13 protein-coding genes are annotated in these 15,822 nt (G+C 71.1%); 9 read left to right on the forward strand and 4 right to left on the reverse strand.

Annotated features, from left to right (window positions below; translation table 11 throughout):
• Positions 1–28 precede the first annotated feature (28 nt).
• Positions 29–445, reverse strand: a complete 417-nt coding sequence (locus tag IW256_RS07185; protein ID WP_197010206.1) for an ATP-binding protein — start codon at positions 443–445, stop codon at positions 29–31.
• Positions 446–545: 100 nt separating this feature from the next.
• Here IW256_RS07185 and IW256_RS07190 point away from each other — a divergent pair, with 100 nt between their 5' ends.
• The 3 genes from IW256_RS07190 (at position 546) to IW256_RS07200 (ending at position 2,411) form a co-directional block, all read left to right on the forward strand.
• Positions 546–1,358 carry a helix-turn-helix domain-containing protein gene (locus IW256_RS07190; protein WP_197010207.1) on the forward strand — a complete coding sequence of 271 codons (813 nt, stop codon included), beginning with the start codon at positions 546–548 and terminating at the stop codon, positions 1,356–1,358.
• Positions 1,355–1,543 (forward strand): DUF397 domain-containing protein, encoded by a 189-nt coding sequence (locus IW256_RS07195; RefSeq protein ID WP_197010208.1) that lies wholly within the window; start codon positions 1,355–1,357, stop codon positions 1,541–1,543. Before IW256_RS07190 ends, IW256_RS07195 begins: the two co-directional genes overlap by 4 nt.
• Positions 1,544–2,060: 517 nt before the next feature.
• Positions 2,061–2,411 (forward strand): MmcQ/YjbR family DNA-binding protein, encoded by a 351-nt coding sequence (locus tag IW256_RS07200; protein WP_197010209.1) that lies wholly within the window; start codon positions 2,061–2,063, stop codon positions 2,409–2,411.
• A 39-nt stretch (positions 2,412–2,450) separates the two neighbouring features.
• Here the strand turns inward: IW256_RS07200 and IW256_RS07205 are convergent, their stop codons facing one another.
• The gene (locus tag IW256_RS07205; protein WP_307828772.1) at positions 2,451–3,374 is read right to left on the reverse strand and encodes a hypothetical protein; all 924 of its coding nucleotides are present in this window, start codon (positions 3,372–3,374) and stop codon (positions 2,451–2,453) included.
• 125 nt (positions 3,375–3,499) lie between these two features.
• Here IW256_RS07205 and IW256_RS07210 point away from each other — a divergent pair, with 125 nt between their 5' ends.
• The 4 genes from IW256_RS07210 (at position 3,500) to IW256_RS07225 (ending at position 8,520) form a co-directional block, all read left to right on the forward strand.
• Complete coding sequence (locus IW256_RS07210) at positions 3,500–4,336, forward strand: 2,3,4,5-tetrahydropyridine-2,6-dicarboxylate N-succinyltransferase (protein ID WP_197010210.1); 837 nt, start codon at positions 3,500–3,502, stop codon at positions 4,334–4,336.
• Positions 4,337–4,476: 140 nt separating this feature from the next.
• A complete protein-coding gene (locus IW256_RS07215) occupies positions 4,477–5,829 on the forward strand; it encodes a B12-binding domain-containing radical SAM protein (RefSeq protein WP_197010211.1) in 1,353 nt (450 codons plus the stop codon).
• 1 nt (position 5,830) lies between these two features.
• Positions 5,831–8,077, forward strand: coding sequence for a phosphotransferase (locus tag IW256_RS07220; protein ID WP_197010212.1), 2,247 nt, complete (start codon positions 5,831–5,833; stop codon positions 8,075–8,077).
• Positions 8,074–8,520, forward strand: a complete 447-nt coding sequence (locus IW256_RS07225) for a nucleoside 2-deoxyribosyltransferase (RefSeq protein ID WP_197010213.1) — start codon at positions 8,074–8,076, stop codon at positions 8,518–8,520. The genes IW256_RS07220 and IW256_RS07225 overlap by 4 nt, the downstream gene beginning before the upstream one ends.
• A 178-nt stretch (positions 8,521–8,698) precedes the next feature.
• Here IW256_RS07225 and IW256_RS07230 read toward each other — a convergent pair whose 3' ends face one another.
• Both IW256_RS07230 and IW256_RS07235 read right to left on the reverse strand, forming a co-directional pair.
• Positions 8,699–10,009 carry a hypothetical protein gene (locus tag IW256_RS07230; RefSeq protein WP_197010214.1) on the reverse strand — a complete coding sequence of 437 codons (1,311 nt, stop codon included), beginning with the start codon at positions 10,007–10,009 and terminating at the stop codon, positions 8,699–8,701.
• Positions 10,010–10,016: 7 nt separating this feature from the next.
• Positions 10,017–10,691, reverse strand: coding sequence for an SMODS-associated NUDIX domain-containing protein (locus IW256_RS07235; RefSeq protein ID WP_197010215.1), 675 nt, complete (start codon positions 10,689–10,691; stop codon positions 10,017–10,019).
• Positions 10,692–10,841: 150 nt separating this feature from the next.
• Here IW256_RS07235 and dapE point away from each other — a divergent pair, with 150 nt between their 5' ends.
• Both dapE and IW256_RS07245 read left to right on the forward strand, forming a co-directional pair.
• Complete coding sequence (gene dapE, locus IW256_RS07240; RefSeq protein ID WP_197010216.1) at positions 10,842–11,897, forward strand: succinyl-diaminopimelate desuccinylase; 1,056 nt, start codon at positions 10,842–10,844, stop codon at positions 11,895–11,897.
• 158 nt (positions 11,898–12,055) lie between these two features.
• On the forward strand, positions 12,056–15,799 hold the full coding sequence (locus IW256_RS07245) for a S8 family serine peptidase (RefSeq protein WP_197010217.1): 3,744 nt from the start codon (positions 12,056–12,058) through the stop codon (positions 15,797–15,799).
• The last annotated feature ends 23 nt before the right edge of the window (positions 15,800–15,822 follow it).

Genomic DNA, 15,822 nt, shown 5'->3' on the forward strand with positions numbered 1-15,822 from the left:
GCTGACAGGGCGGGTGCGGGTCTGATGGTCAGATGGGCATGAGGGCCCAGATGATCTTTCCTTGGCCCGTGGCGGCTGGGCGGATGCCGACCTCCTTTGCGCAGGCGGCGATGATGGTCAGGCCGCGGCCGTTCTCGTCGGTTGTGGTGGTGACGCGGGAAATGGGGAGTGCGGGGCAGGGGTCCCAGCACTCCAGAAGCAGCGCCTGATTCTGAAGGGCGCAGCGGAGGCGGATCTGACTGCCTCTTGCAGCGGCGACCGCGTTGGTGACGATCTCGCTCATCACGAGCATCGAGTCGTGGACAAGATCCCCTTGGAAGTTCCAGGCCGTGAGGGCGTAGCGGACCAGTTCACGCGCCAGGACGACCGAGGACGGTTCGGCCAGTAGGGTCAGGCGGATTTCCGCGTTACTCGACGTGCTGGTGGTCCGTTCTTGATCGTTCATGAGAGCCGTCCTGAGAGTTGAGGAACGTTCTCTCACTCTGGGTGTTCGCACGGTAACGTGAAGTGGATTGGTCGTCGCCGGATACATACCTGGGGGAGCGATGAGCGTCCGCGAATCCATCGACCCGAACTCTTCGCTGTGGGCCTGGCTGGCCTTTGACCTGTGGTTTTACCGCACTCAGCGAGGTCTCTCACTGGCCCAGACGGCAAAGATCGTTCATGTGACTCGCGCGACCGTATCCAACTGGGAGGCAGGACGGCTGCGCCCTCGTGATACGCACCTCAAGCACTTGGATCGAGCGTGGGACACCGGAGGCCACTTCGAGAGGCTGTACATGTACGCGACCAAGGGGCACAATCCGGATTGGCGCAAGCAGTACGTTCAGTACGAGGCGGCAGCAGAAGTGATCAAGATGTATCACGGGAAGAGCGTGCCCGTGCTGGCGCAGACGGAGGCCTATGCTCAGGCGATCGTGAAGGCTGCGGGGCGTACGGCCGACGCTGAGAGCGAGGCCAAGTCGCGCATGAAGCGCCAGGGGGTGCTCAAACGCAGGAACCCGCCCTACCTGTGGCTTCTTCTCGATCAAGAGGTGCTGGAAAACGTTGTCGGTGATCACGGCGTCATGGCAGGTCAGATGCGTTTTCTCCTGGAGTTGGCAGAAGTCGATCGCGTGTGTGTGCGCGTCGTGCCACGAACTGCGGGATGGCATCCAGGGCACGACGGCCACTTCCAGGTGACGACAGTCGGCGGCAAGGGAGTCTCGTATGCCGTGGCGCAGCTTGCCGGCAGGTTGATCGATGCCGGGGACGAATCTGCCATCCTTGAAGTGCGTTTCGACGAGATTGGGGCACTTGCCCTCCCTCGTGAGGACTCGAAGGCCCTGATCAAGGAGATCCTAAGGAGATACGAGTGATCGAGTGGCGGAAGAGTTCTCACAGCGGCGGCGGGAACGACGACTTGTGTGTCGAGCTTGCGCAGATCAATGGTGGGGTGTGGGTGCGGGACTCCAAGGATCCGGAAGGTGATCGCTTGGAATTCGACCAGGCGGCGTTCGCGGGGCTGCTGGTCCGGGTGAAGCGTGGGGAACTTGGCCTGTAGTGCCTGATTGCCTGATCGCCTGGCTGCTGGGCGCGACGCACTCGCCCCTCGTACACCCAGCGGGGTGCCCCCTCCCGTCCCGTTGACTTGCGGCGAGTTGCTGGGTCGGGCGCACCCCGAGGCAGCAACTCGCCGCAAGTCAACGTGCGCCCTCGGCCCGGTGAACCTTGTTGATGTTGCCCGGCTCCCCGGCGGCCGGGGCATGGCCACCTCGACGGGTCATCGCGGCCGGAAAATCCGGCCGGACATTCCGGCTTCGCGCGGGGCCAGCCTTACAACGTCCAGGCCTGGGCCTCTCCGGCCGCTGAAATCAGATGGGCGTCAGAGGTCAGACGATCTTGCCTTGGCCGGTGCCGGTGGGACGGATACCCGATTCTCGTCTCCCTCGTGTAGGCCGCGATGGCGTGAGGCGTTCGCGCGCCTGCCGGCGCGGATGAAGGGCGGCGAGGTCCGCCTGTAAGGGCGGCTGGGACACGCGTCCGGCGGAGTGTCGGAGTGGGCTGGTAGAACCCCTTCCATGGGCGTGGAGGAGTTCCTGGAGATCGTGCTCGGGTTGCCGGAGGTGGAGCAGCGCGACGGGCATGCGTCGACGACCGGGTTCCGTGTGCAGGGCAAGGGGTTCTGCTACCTCGACGAGGCGGAGGCGTCCGTCATGGTGAAGGCCACGCGCGAGGAGCAGGCCGCGCTGGTGGCCGAGGACCCGGAGGTGTTCACCGCGTCCTGGACGTCCGGGCGGTTCGGCTGGGTGTCGATCCGGCTGGCCGGGGTCGACCGGGACGAACTCGTCGAACTGGTTACGGAAGGCTGGCGGCTGTCGGCCCCCAAGCGGCTCGTGGCCTCTTATACGCCCGCCGTCGACAACTCCTGACCCGCCCGGCGGGCCAGGGGTCACTGGGTGATCCAGGGCTCACTTGATGATGACGCGGTCGGCGGGGGCGTGGGCGTCGGTGGTCCAGCCGTCGTGGCCGGCGTCGGCGGTCCAGCGGCGCTTGGCGTGCCGGACCTCGCTCAGGCCGTACACCTGGGCGTGGGTGACCGCCCAGGACGCCACGGCCCAGCCGGTGCGCGGGTTGGTCACCTTGAGCGCGTCGTAGGCGCGGGGGGACGGGCGGTGGGAGGGCGGCTGCGCGGCGGCGGGCGCGGAGGGCGCGGAGGGCGCGGGGGACGCCGCGCGCGGGGAGGCGCCGGTCACCGGGGTTTCGGATTTGCGGACGGTGGCTTGCGGGCCGTCCACCTGGAGGCGTCCGCCGAACGAACGGCGCATCTCGCGGAGGGCCTCGGCCCGGCGCGGGGGCGTCTGCTTGTTCGGGGGGTACCAGCAGCGCACCGCGGCCGGTTCGCGGCCGGTGAAGGCCCGGGCGAGCAGCTTGCCGTCCGGCTCGTGCTGGGCGTAGGCGCTGCCGTCGGCGCTGCGCTGGACGCGCTGGGCCGCGTCGTGCAGGTCGCGGTCCAGGTAGCCCTTCACCTTGACCAGGGCGTCGAAGAACTTGCTGGTGGACTGGACGGGGTCGCGCAGTTTGTCCGGGCTGCCCCAGCCCTGGGAGGGGCGCTGCTGGAACATCCCGACCGAGTCGCGGTCGCCGCCGGCCAGGTTGCGGATGTCCGACTCCTGGATCGCGGTCGCGTACGCGATCACCGCGGCCCGTTCGGGGAGCTGCTTGCGGAACGCCACCGCGGCGATGGTGGAGGCGTTCGCGGCCTGCTCCAGGCTCAGCGGCATCTTGCCCTGGGTGGTGCGCAGCTCGCAGTTGGAGCCGTGCAGATAGGGGCGGGCGCGGTGGAAAAGCGCGTACCCGCCGACGCTCAGCCCGACCACGACGACCAGTGCCACGCCGGTCCAGCGCCACCGGCGGCGCCGACCGTCCGCGGAACCCCGGCGGACCCGCGCACTCAACCTCGACCAAGCAGCCACGCGACGACCGTACCGGGAGATGGGCCCTACTAAGCTCAGGGTCCATGACCGAAACGTTCACCAGCCCGATCTCCGCGACCATCGACGAGCTGTGGGAGCGGCGGGCCGAGCTGACGCCGGACGACGCCGACGCCCGCGCCGCGATCGTCGCGGCCGTCGACCAGATCGACTCCGGCGAGGCCCGGGTGGCCCTCATCGACCCCGCGAGCGACGGGATCGTCGTGGACGAGCGCGCCAAGCGGGCGATCCTGATGAGCTTCAAGGTGCTGGGCATGGTGCGGTCCCAGGTGGGCGACTTCCAGTACCACGACCGCATCCCGCTGAAGAGCCGGCTGGACGGCGTCCGCGTGGTGCCCGGCGCGATCGCCCGGTGGGGCGCCTACCTGGCCCCCGGCGTGGTGCTGATGCCCTCGTTCACCAACATCGGCGCGTACGTCGACTCCGGCACCATGGTCGACACCTGGGCGACCGTAGGCTCCTGCGCGCAGATCGGCAAGAACGTCCACCTGTCGGGCGGCGTGGGCATCGGCGGCGTGCTGGAGCCGCCGAACGCGGTGCCGGTGGTGATCGAGGACGAGGCCATGATCGGCAGCCGTTCGATGATCGTCGAGGGGGCCCGGGTGGGCCGCGGCGCGGTGGTCGGCTCCGGCACCAACCTGTCGGCGTCGATGCCGGTCATCGACGTGGAGACGGGCGAGGAGATCAGCCGCGGCCGGATCCCCGACTGGTGCGTGGCCGTCGGCGGCACCCGGACCAAGGAGTTCAAGGGCGGCACGTACGGCCTGCCCGCGGTGCTGATCCTCAAGCGCCTGGAAGAAGGGCAGCGGCACAACAAGGCCGAGCTGAACGACATCCTGCGCGACCACGGCATCAACACCTGACATCTCCCGGAGGCCCGCGGCTCCGGTCGCGGGCCTTCGGCGTTCCCCGGGGCTTCTGCGTCATCCGACACGGACGGGCCGGGGCGGGCCGGGGTAGCGTCGGGCGAACGCGCAGCACACCGCCGTGGGGGTGGTCGCCGATGCCGGATCTGGTGCTGGTCAACAGCCCCATCCACGACTACTCGCGCTATCCCCGGTACACCTCGTCGTACTCCACTCCGGTGGGGCTGCTGTACGTGGCCACCGCCGCCCGCGAGGCGGGGTTCGAGGTGAGCGTCCTGGACGCCGAGGAGCGGCAGCTGACACCGGCCGAGATCGCGCGGGAGATCAACGCCCGTGGCCCGAGGTTCGCCGGGTTCAACGCGTTCTCGGTGAACTTCGCCATCGTCGAGAAGATCACTGACCTGGTGGCGCCGCACATCACGGTGATCGCCGGTGGCCCGCACGTGTCGTCCATGCCGCCCGCGCATTTCGGGAAGCGGCTCACGCGGGCGGGGATCCTGGTGCGCGGGGACGGCGAGGAGAAGATCGTGGACATCCTGCGGGACGTCCATCCGCTGGCCGTTCCCGGCGTCTACTTCCGCGACGCGCTCGGCGGCGTCGTGGCGAGCGGGCCGGACGCGCCGCTCGACCTGGACGGCCTGCCGGTGCCGGACCGGACGCTGCTGGACACCGAGCCGTACCGGCGGGACGGTCTCCGGTGGATGGACGTCTCCATCAGCCGCGGCTGCGTCTTCGCCTGCCGGTTCTGCGCCGGGAGCTGCCGCAGCAACGGCACGACCTACCGGCGGCGGTCGCCGGAGTCGGTCCGCGGGGAGCTACGGCACCTGGTGGCCGGGTACGGGATCGAGGGCGTGCAGATCGTCGACGACCTGCCGTTCAACGGGCGGGCGCAGCTGGAGGAGTTCCTCGGCCTGCTCGAACGGGACGGGATCGCGCTGCGCTGGGAGATCAACTTACCCCTGCAGTTCCTCCGCGGCCTGCCCGAGGAGACGATCGCACGGGCGCGCCGCGCGGGCGTCGTCCGGCTGTCCTTCGGGATCGAGTCGGCCTCCTTCGAGACGCGGCGCGCGATGGGCAAGCTCAGCAAGGACCAGGACCTCTTCCGGATCGTCGGGATGCTGGCGCGGCACCGGATCTCCGCGAAGGGCTACTTCATCATCGGCTTCCCCGGCGAGTCGCGCGCGGAGATGGAGGCGACCCTCGGCCTCGCCCGGCGCCTGCACGACACCGGCCTGGCCGGGGGCGTCGCCCACTTCCGGCCGCGCGTGTTCATGTTCAAGCCGATGCCGGGGTCGGCCCTGTGGACGCGGCTGCTGGCCGAGGGCCGTACGGAGGAGGAGATGCTCGACTACGCCGACTTCGAGGTCGACCAGGACTATTTCAGGAAGCACGCCTGGGGCGCCGGATCCCGCTATTCGCTGGTCGACCCGGAGGACGTCCATGCACTCATCAATGCCTTCTACGGCGAAATCGGAGAACCCGTCGTCTGAGATGAACGAGCCGTCCGGCCGGTCACGGAACCGGCCCCAGACCCACCTGCTGCACGCGCGCCCGCGCCTGATGTTCCATCTGGGACATCTGAGGATGCTCAACCACCTCTACCGGATCCTCGTGGAGGGCGACAACGTCATCCTCCTGCTCATCCCGTACGACGAGCACGAGAAACGCAACAAGACCATCCGGATCCGGCTCGGCGAGGAGATCGAGCTGACCAAGGGCTTCTACCGCAACTACCTGGGGTTCGACCGGCCGCGGCTGCAGATCCTCAGCACCCGCGAGCTGGACCTGACGCAGGAGCGGCTGAAGGAGATCCAGGACCGCTACTCCGCCCTCTACGACCAGGGCGCCCCGGCTGTCCGGCGGCTCATCGACGAGCAGAACCGGCCGTGGGCCTCGCCCAACATCCAGTTCGTCGCCAAATGCCTGGCCGCCGTCGAGCAGCTGAACCCGGACCGGCTGGTCTGCGGCGAGAAGCACCGGGTGATCGCCGAGTGCTTCGACGAGGTCCTGCGCGCGCTGGGCGTCGACATCCCGTTCGAGACGTTCGAGAACTTCCCCGACCTCTTCATGGAGGCGGGCATGGACCGCACCGACAGCGTGCACAGCTACATCGACGTCAACGACAACGAGGACTTCGTCCTGCACAAGCTCTCCTCGTTACGCGACCTTCCCGGGCGGCGCAGCGAGTGGCTCCAGGCGTTCATGCGGCACATCTTCGACCCGGCCCCGGAGCGGGTGAAGAACGGGCTCAACCGGGTGCACCGGTCGGAGACCGAGCGGGAGATGGCGCTCACCAAGCTGCTGGCCGGGGCGCGGGCGCTGATCCCGTACTCGCTGGACGACGGCGACGACGACGTGCGGATCACCTGGCACTGGAACATCAGCTCCATCTCGTTCTCCGAGCGGCCGCGGATCGAGCGGATCGCCCGGCAGCTGTTCCAGGGCGAGAAGGCCGCCAGGATCGTGCTCTACCGCGAGTTCGGAGGCGGCAAGTCCGGCGCCACCGTCCTGGAGGTGCGCGAGCACGAGGAGCACGACGAGCTGCGGGTGTCCAACGTGTCCATCCTGAAGGTGGGCCAGGAGCACGAGCTCCACCAGGAGCAGGACAACTACGAGAGGCTGGTGCGGAACCGCGGGACGGCCGCCTTCATGACGATCAAGCGGGGCGGCGTGTCCGTCGGCGGGGTGGCCGGCATCGTCTACCAGGACGCCCAGCACTACCTCGGCATCAGGCGGCAGGAGCGGATCGACGACGTCTCGGCGCTGTTCCGGCCCGTCCAGGACGACCTGGAGCTCGCGCGGGAGCGGCTGGACCGGCTGCTGGTGGCGCACCTGCACGAGGTGCTGTACAAGCACGGGTCCCGGGTCGACGCCGAGAGCCTGCGCCCGTACGTCAACGAGTTCCTCCCCGCGGAGTACCGCGTGGAGGTCTCCCGCTACGAGCCGGACGGCGAGGTGATCGCCGGTGGTGCCGGGTCCGCGGCGGAGGAGCGGCTGAGCGCGGAGGTGGACATCGCCGAGGTCGATCTGGGGCGGCGGGTCGCCCGCGCCTACCGGTGCGACGACCGCGCGAAGATCGACCTGGTCCTGACCGGCGCGGACGAGATCCTGCTGAACGAGGTGACGCCGGGCCGCCGGCTGCGGATCGACGGGCGGGTCGCCTCCACCCGCAGGGATTTCTACGACTCGCTGCTGCCGCGGCTCGGCGTGACCCGGCGCGGCCGGTTCCTGTGGGTGGACGGCGCGCGCGTCGGCGATCCGGCGGGACGGACCGACGAGTTCCTCCGGCGCGAGCACTATTCGTTCGTGATGTCCCCGGTCCATGGGGATCTGCACGCCGGAAACGTCCTGCTCGGCGGTGACGGGTTCGGCATCATCGACTACGGCAGGATGCGGGCCCGCTTTCCCGCGCTCTACGACATCGCCTATCTTTACGCGGATCTGAAGTCCCGGTTCGTCGCGGACCGGTTCGACATTCCCACTCTGGTGAGCCTGGAGGAGTCGATCCTGTACGGCGCCCGGCGGCCCCGGATCCGCCGGCACCGCGGGGACACCCGGCAGCTGGAGTTGTTCGAGTACGGGGCGCTGCCTGAGGAGATAAGGTTGCTCGGGTCGCCGGCCACCTACTACTCGCTGCTGGGGCTGATCCTTCTCGGACGGCTCAAATTCGATGTCCCGGAAGTGGAGAAGAGGGCAGGTCTGGTGCTGGCTCACTATGCGTTCGAGAGGGCTCGATGACCGGGTACGTATTCGTTTGCTACGCCCTGGAGGGCGAGCATCTCGGTGCTTTGCGGGAGCGGCTCGAACTGATCACGCTGGGAGCGCGGGACGCTGGTCTGCGCACGTTCGCGCATATCCGGGACGAGCAGGACTGGCGGATCGGTGAAGTCTCGATGAGACAGATCCTCAAGGTGGCGTTCGAGCGGATCGCCGGGGCCGACGCCGTCCTGCTCGACCTCACCACCAGCGCGGGGTCCAAGCGGGTGGGCCTGAACATCGAGGCGGGTTACGCCAAGGCGCTGGAGAAACCGATCCTCGCGCTCTGGCACGAGTCGGACCGGCCCAACATGACCACCGACCTGGCCGACCACGAGGCCTCCTACCGGAGCAACGACGATCTCCGTTCCGCGGCGCGCCGGCTGCTGTCGCAGGTGAAGTGGCAGTCCCCGACCCGGATCTGAGCACTAGGGCGTGTCTCGAAGTAGCCTCAGCCACAGCGCGAGCGCGTTGGCTGCCAGGTGGGGCGATGCCGGAGGCGAGCCTCACCTGGCAGATCGCGAAGCGATGCCGCGCTCGCACAGGCCCGGTTAGGCGCGAGCCGCCAGGCGAGCGCCGTGGGCCGGGACTTGGAAACAGAGCCTAGGCGGGCTTCGGCACGTAGATCCAGCCCTCTTCCTCGAAGCCCTTGTCGGGCAGGCGGACCCGTACCCGCCGGAACGCCTCGGGGGCCAGCCGCCCGTACCCGTGGACGATGACGTCGCGGTAGAGGATGTCGGACACGATCAGGGCCAGATCGGCCTCCGGGTGGTCGGCCAGGGCGCGGCGCAGCCGGGCGGAGTCCAGCAGGCGGTGGACGGCGATCGCCGACTCGCCGATCCACCCGTTGACGCCCCGCCGGACGTGACCGCGGTGCAGCGCCGCGCGGACGCGCAGCCGGGCGTGCGCGCTCAGGTCCGCGTTGGTGCGGGCCAGCGCCTCCCACAGGCCCTCGACCAGCCGGGGGATCAGCACCGACTCGTCGAGGGCCGCGGGGAACACCTCGAACTGCCCGTCGCCCGAAGGCTGCGGATCGGTGGCCGGTACGCCCGCGTGCCGCCGGGCGTCGGCGAGCAGGTCGACGAAACGCCGCTGCGCGCGGGCCGCCTCGGGGGTGCGGAACCGGCTGAACCGCTCGATGTCGGTGGCGAAGCACAGCCGTACGCCCGAGTCCCGTTCCGGCACGGCCCCGGAGTGCTCCGCGGCGGGGCGGGCGCCGGCCTCGGCCGGGGCGGGGGCGGCGGTCCTGTCCGGCGGGCGCCCGGCGGGCAGGGGCACGGCGAACGGCACGGGGTCGCGGCCGTGGGCGTGCTCGACCCGGCCCCGGCGGGTCACCGCCGCGTCGACCCGCAGCGTGCCGGTGAGCCGCGCCAGGCCGGGCGGGACCCGGACGATCGCGTGGACGGCGTACCCGCCCGCGCCCGGCCCCTCCGCCCCGGTGCGGCCGGTGACGTCGCCGAAGAGCAGGCCGGCGCCGTTCGCGTACGTCTCCTCCGCGGAGGCCCGGCGGCACAGCCGTTCCGGCAGGCCGGGGCACGCGCGGGCCGCGTCGAGGGCCGCCCCGGCCGCCTCCGTCAGGGCCCGGGGCGTGCCGTTCCCGTCGTAGGCGATGCCGAGCCGTTCCCCGTGCGCCGCGAGGCCGGCGACGGTCACGCGCGGGTCGTCGAAGCACACCCGCAGGAACACGCCCGCGTACCGCGCCCGGCCCGGTGGGGGCGCCAGGTCGAACGCGAACCAGGCGCCGGCGAGGCTCCCCCCGTCCGGGCCGGGCGGGAGGGCATGGACCAGGGGGACGGCCAGCGCCGCGGCGGACAGCCGGACGGGCCGGGGCCTGCGTGACCGGCCGCGCACCGTGGTCAGGGCCGCCGTGGCCAGGGTCCGGTGGGGGCGCAGGGGAGGGGTGTCCGGACGCATGGCCGGCTCACCGCACCATGGGCAGTTCAGGGTGGGCGCGCCGGTCGCCGATCAGGTAGGCGGCGTGCCCGCCGATCAGCGCGGTGCCGCTCCGGCCGTGCAGGATCTGCGCGGGCGTGGCGCAGATGACCGCGGGAACCGCGGGGTCCGCGGCGGCCTCGGCCAGCGACCGGCACAGCCGGGTGGCCTCGGCGCCGGTCACGACCGGCTCGTACACCTCGAACCTGCGCAGCTGCCGGAACGGCTTGCCGGGCACCGGGTGCGGGCCGTCGTCGACGCTGCGCAGGTGGCGGAAGGCGATCCGGGACGCGTCGGGCACCAGGTGCGGCACCCCCGACTCGGCCAGTTCCTCGGCCAGCTCGCGGCGCAGGCACTCGGCGGGGCTCTCCCGGTACGCGCCGCAGGCGAACCAGCGCCGGAAGCCGGGCAGCGCCGAGGCGGGCAGGAAGCCCCTCAGGTCGGAACGCATGTCGTCGGCGAGCGGATCGGCCCGGTCCGCCCGGAACCCCAGCCCCTCCAGCACCGCCGCCGCGGGCCCGAAGCACTTGTAGACGCCGCCGGGCGGGTTGAACGAGCCGGGGCGGCTCGGCGAGTGCAGCAGCACGTGCCGGTCGTCGTCCCTGATGCGCAGCAGGGCCGAGAACGAGATCCGCACCTCGCGTCGCGCGTGCCAGGGCGCCATGGTCTCACCGGTCTCTCCGCGGGGCCTGGTCGACCAGGCCAGTGTCACCCCGGCCGCGGCCCGGTTCTGTGACCGGCGCCGCAGAACTCCAGGGTTCCGCGGAACTTCCGGGGTCCGTGCCGGGGCATCGGCGGGGCATAGGGTTGGGGGATGCGGCTTGATCTCGGCTCGGACGTGGTGGACCTGACGGCGGCGATCGTCGACATCGAGTCGGTGAGCGGGGCGGAGAAGGCCCTCGCCGACGCGGTGGAGGAGGCCCTGGAGGCCCTGCCGCACCTGACCGTGGTGCGCGACGGCGACACCCTCGTCGCGCGCACCGACCTGGGACGCGCCGAGCGCGTCATCCTCGCCGGCCATCTCGACACCGTCCCGCTGAACGGCAACCTGCCCTCCAGCGTGCGGGGGGACCGGCTCTACGGCTGCGGCACCACCGACATGAAGAGCGGGGTCGCGGTGGCGCTGAAGCTGGCCGCCGCGCTGACCGGGCCGAGCCGTGACATCACCTACGTCTTCTACGAGTGCGAGGAGGTCGAGGCCGACCGCAACGGCCTCAAGCGGCTCGTGGAGACCCGGCCCGAGCTGCTCGCCGGCGACTTCGCGGTGCTGATGGAGCCGACCGGGGGGCTGATCGAGGGCGGCTGCCAGGGCACGCTGCGCGCCGAGGTCACCGCCACCGGCGAGCGCGCCCACAGCGCCCGCGCCTGGATGGGGTCCAACGCGATCCACACCGCCGGCCGGATCCTGGACGTGCTGCGCGGCTACGAGCCGGCGCGTCCCGTCGTGGACGGCCTGGAGTACCACGAGGGCCTCAACGCGGTGTTCATCCGGGGCGGCGTGGCCGGGAACGTCATTCCCGACGAGTGCGTGGTCACCGTCAACTACCGGTTCGCGCCCGACAAGTCCCTGGACGAGGCCGAGGACTACGTCCGGGAGGTCTTCGCCGGGTTCGAGGTGGCCATCGTCGACGCGGCCCCCGCCGCCCGTCCCGGGCTCACCCATCCGGCCGCCGCCGCGTTCGCCGAGGCCTCCGGTGCCGCCGTCCGCGCCAAGCTGGGCTGGACGGACGTGTCCCGGTTCGCCGCCCTCGGAGTGCCCGCGGTCAACTACGGCCCCGGCGAGCCGACGCTGGCCCACACCAAGGACGAGTACGTCGAGATCCCCCTGATCGCCGACTGCGAGCGCCGCATGCGCGCCTGGCTCGCCTGAGCCGCTCTCCTCCCCGCCGACGCGCGGGCGTGTCCAATCGGCGCCATGTCACCACTGCGGCAGACCCTGCCTAGTGACCTGGCCGCCGTCCCGGCTGGAGACTTCGGGCTTGTTCCCCCCGCAGGTGCATCACCTGCGCAGTCTCGAGGAGTGCCCATATGAGATGGCTCCTGCGCTGGACGGCGATCGGCGTGGCGGGCGCCGTGGTGGTCGCCTCCGGCGTTCCCGCCGGTGCGGAAACACCGCCGTCCGGCCCCGCGGTACCCCCGGCGGCCGGCGCGGCCCTGAACGGCACGCCGGCGCGGATCACGTTGATCACCGGCGACACGGTGCAGCTGGCCGAGGCCGCCAAGGGCAGGTTCACCGCCTCCGTCCAGCCGGCCAAGGGCCGCGAGCGGATCACCTTCCACACCCAGGAGATCGACGGCGGGCTGCGCGTCCTGCCGGAGGACGTCGTTCCGTACCTGTCGGCCGGGATCCTGGACCGCGGCCTGTTCGACGTCACCGCGCTGGCCAGGGACGGCTACGACGACCGCTCCACCAAGCGGCTCCCGCTGATCGTCCAGTACGCGAAGGGTGCGAGCGCGCGCCCGCAGGCGCTGGCCGGCGCGACGGCCGTCGCCACCCTGGGCAGCATCGGCGGCGCCGCCCTCAGCGCGGACAAGGCCGGTCTCGACCGCTTCTGGGGGTCGCTGACCGGGACGCCGCGGAGCGCCGGCGCCGCGACGACGTTCGGCGCGGGGATCGCGAAGGTCTGGCTCGACGGGCGGGTCCGCGCGTCGCTGGACCGCAGCGTGGCCCAGATCGGCGCTCCGGAGGCGTGGAAGGCGGGTCACGACGGCAGGGGAGTGGACGTCGCGGTGCTCGACACCGGCGTCGACGCGGCACATCCCGACCTCGCGGGCAAGGTGACCGCCGAGCGGAACTTCACCGACGACGCCGGTGCCGGGGACGGACACGGGCACGGGACGCACGTGGCCTCCACCATCGGTGGCACCGGCGCCGGCTCGGGAGGCAGATACAAGGGCGTGGCGCCGGGCGCGAACCTGCTCAACGGCAAGGTCCTCAACGCCGGCGGGATCGGCCTCCAGTCGTGGATCATCGAGGGCATGGAGTGGGCCGCCCGCTCCGGCGCCGAAGTGATCAACATGAGCCTGGGCGGCGAGGCCACCGACGGGACCGACCCGATGAGCCAGGCGGTGAACCGGCTCACCGAGGAGACCGGCGCGCTGTTCGTCATCGCCGCGGGCAACGCGGGCCGCGACTACAGCGTCGGCGCGCCGGGCGCCGCCGACGCGGCCCTCACCGTCGGCGCGGTCGACCGGGACGACGAGCTCGCCTCGTTCTCCAGCCGGGGGCCTCGCATCAGGGACAACGCCCCCAAGCCCGAGATCACCGCCCCGGGGGTGCGCATCGTCGCCGCCCGGGCCGCGGGCACCTCGATGGGCGAGCCGGTCGACGACCGGCACACGGCCGCGTCGGGCACGTCGATGGCCACCCCGCACGTGGCGGGCGCGGCGGCGATCCTCGCCCAGGCACGCCCGCAGTGGCGTGCGACCCGGCTCAAGGACGCGCTGGTGAGCACCGCCCGGCCCAACTCCCGGCTGAACGTGCACCAGCAGGGCGGCGGGCGGGTCGACGTGGCCCGCGCGGCCTCGCAGGACGTCCACGCGACCGGCGTGATCGACCTGGGCTTCCACGAGGTGGGGAAGGCCGGGGCGGCGGTCACCGAGCAGATCTCCTACACCAACGCCACCGGGTCCGCCGTGACCCTCGACCTCGATGTCGAGGTCGCGAACCTGGACAACGGCACGTCCGAGGACGACGGCATCACCATCGGCGCCGAGAGCGTGACCGTACCCGCCGGTGGAACGGTACAAGTGCCGGTCGTGCTGGACGTCGCCAAGCTGACGAGGGGCATGTACGGCGGCCGGGTGACCGCGACCGGTCCGGGGGGCGTCGCCGTGGCCACCTCGCTCGCGGCGAGCGTGAGCGCCCCGATCCACACGGTCACGTTCAGCGCCCGCGATCCGCAGGGCGCCCTCACCCCGGTGCCGTTCGTCCTCTTCATCGGCGAGTCGCGGAACAGCGACGCCTCGATGCACCTGCCGCCGTGGGACCTGACGCGGACCATCGAACTCGAAGAGGGCACCTACAACCTGTCGTCCATCGTCGAACACGGCGTCTACAACGACGACCAGTCGACCTTCTACATCGATCCGGAGCTCAAGGTCGACAGGGACATGGAACTGGTCATCGACGCCCGCAAGGGGACGCCGATGCGGATCGAGACGCCCCGGCCGTCCGAGCAGCGGGGGATCTTCAGCTACTACACGCACCGCCAGATGGCCAACGGGCGCCGGGCGTCCCTCGGGGTCATGCACTTCGACACCGTACGGCGCCTCCACGTCACACCGACCCGGCCGCTGGAGGCGGGCTCGTTCGAGTTCTCCTCCCGGTGGCAGATGGTCGCGCCCGTGACGGAAGCCAAGGTCCACGGTGTGGAGGGGCCGCTGGACGTGAACCTCCTGCACTTCTCCCCGACGTTCGACGGCCGGCGCGGCTTCCGGCTCGCCTGGGCCGGGTCGGGGACGCCGGAGGAACTCGCGAAGGCGAACGTGCGCGGCGCCATGGCGCTCATGGCCGGTGACGAGCAGACGCCGGAGCAGGACCAGATCGCCGCGGCGGCCAAGGCGGGCGCCTCGGCGGCCCTCATCGTGCGGACGCCCGGGTTCCACCCCGGCACCAAATGGTTCCCGTGGAACGACCGGGAGCCCATCCCGTCCCTGGTGGCCGGGCACGACGACGGGCAGCGGATCATCGCCGCGGCACGGTCCGGCAAGGCCAGGATGGACCTGACCCTGACCGTCTCCAGCCCCTACCTGTACGACGTCTTCCACGTCCAGAAGGACCGGGTGCCCCCGAACATGGTGCACAGGGTGACCAAGGCGAACACCGCCCAGATCACCACCCGGTACGCCGACAACGGCGGCTTCCCCTGGGCCAAGGAGCAGCGCTTCGGATGGCGTCCGTGGCAGGAGTACTCGTGGAACGACCACCAGCGGTTCGTCCCCACGCCGATGGTGCGTGAGGAGTGGGTCTCGGCCAACGACTCCCTCTGGCAGCACCGCGTCCACCACATGTACACGTGGGACGAGATGTCCCCGTTGCCCGGCGGAATGCAGGAGGCGCCCCGTACGTACAGCCCGCGGGCGCGGCAGAAGGCGGACTGGTTCACACCGGTGGTGCGTCCGGCGATTCCGAAGGGCAGGCCGGAGGCGGGCGCCACCCTCCGGAAGGACGTGATGTCCTTGCGCATCCCGGAGTACGTCGACGCGACGCAAAGCCACTACGGCGTGAGCGGCGATGACGACGACATCGTCCAGGCCCGGCTGTGGCGGGACGGCACCCTCGTCAAGGAACTCCCGGACGCCAAGGGCGACGTCCAGGTGGGCCCCGATCCCGCCGGCTACCGGCTGTCGCTGACCACGGAGAGGAAGTCGCAGGAGTGGGCCTGGGGCACCAGGACGGAGACCACCTGGGACTTCCGTTCCGGACGGCCACAGGGTGACGAGCAGCAGAGGCTTCCGCTCCTGCAGGTCGACTACCGGGTTCCGAGCGATGCGTCCGGGCGGGTGCCCGGACGGAGCCCGCACCACCTGGACCTCGCCCTGCGGCACCAGGACGGGCTCGCCGCACCCAGGGGAACGGCGATGACCCTCCAGGTGTCGTTCGACGAGGGCGCCACCTGGCGGGCGGCGAGGCTCGACAGGCGGGACGGAGACGCCTACCGGGCGACGATCCCCGCCGGGAAGGGCACGGTGTCGCTGCGCGTCCAGGCGAGGGACGCGAGCGGGAACGCGGTGACGCAATCGGTGATCAGGGCGTACGGCCTGAGCTGAGACGCGGTCTCGGGGGGCCGGTG

The sequence above is a fragment of the Actinomadura viridis genome (genome assembly GCF_015751755.1).
Lineage (GTDB): Bacteria > Actinomycetota > Actinomycetes > Streptosporangiales > Streptosporangiaceae > Spirillospora > Spirillospora viridis.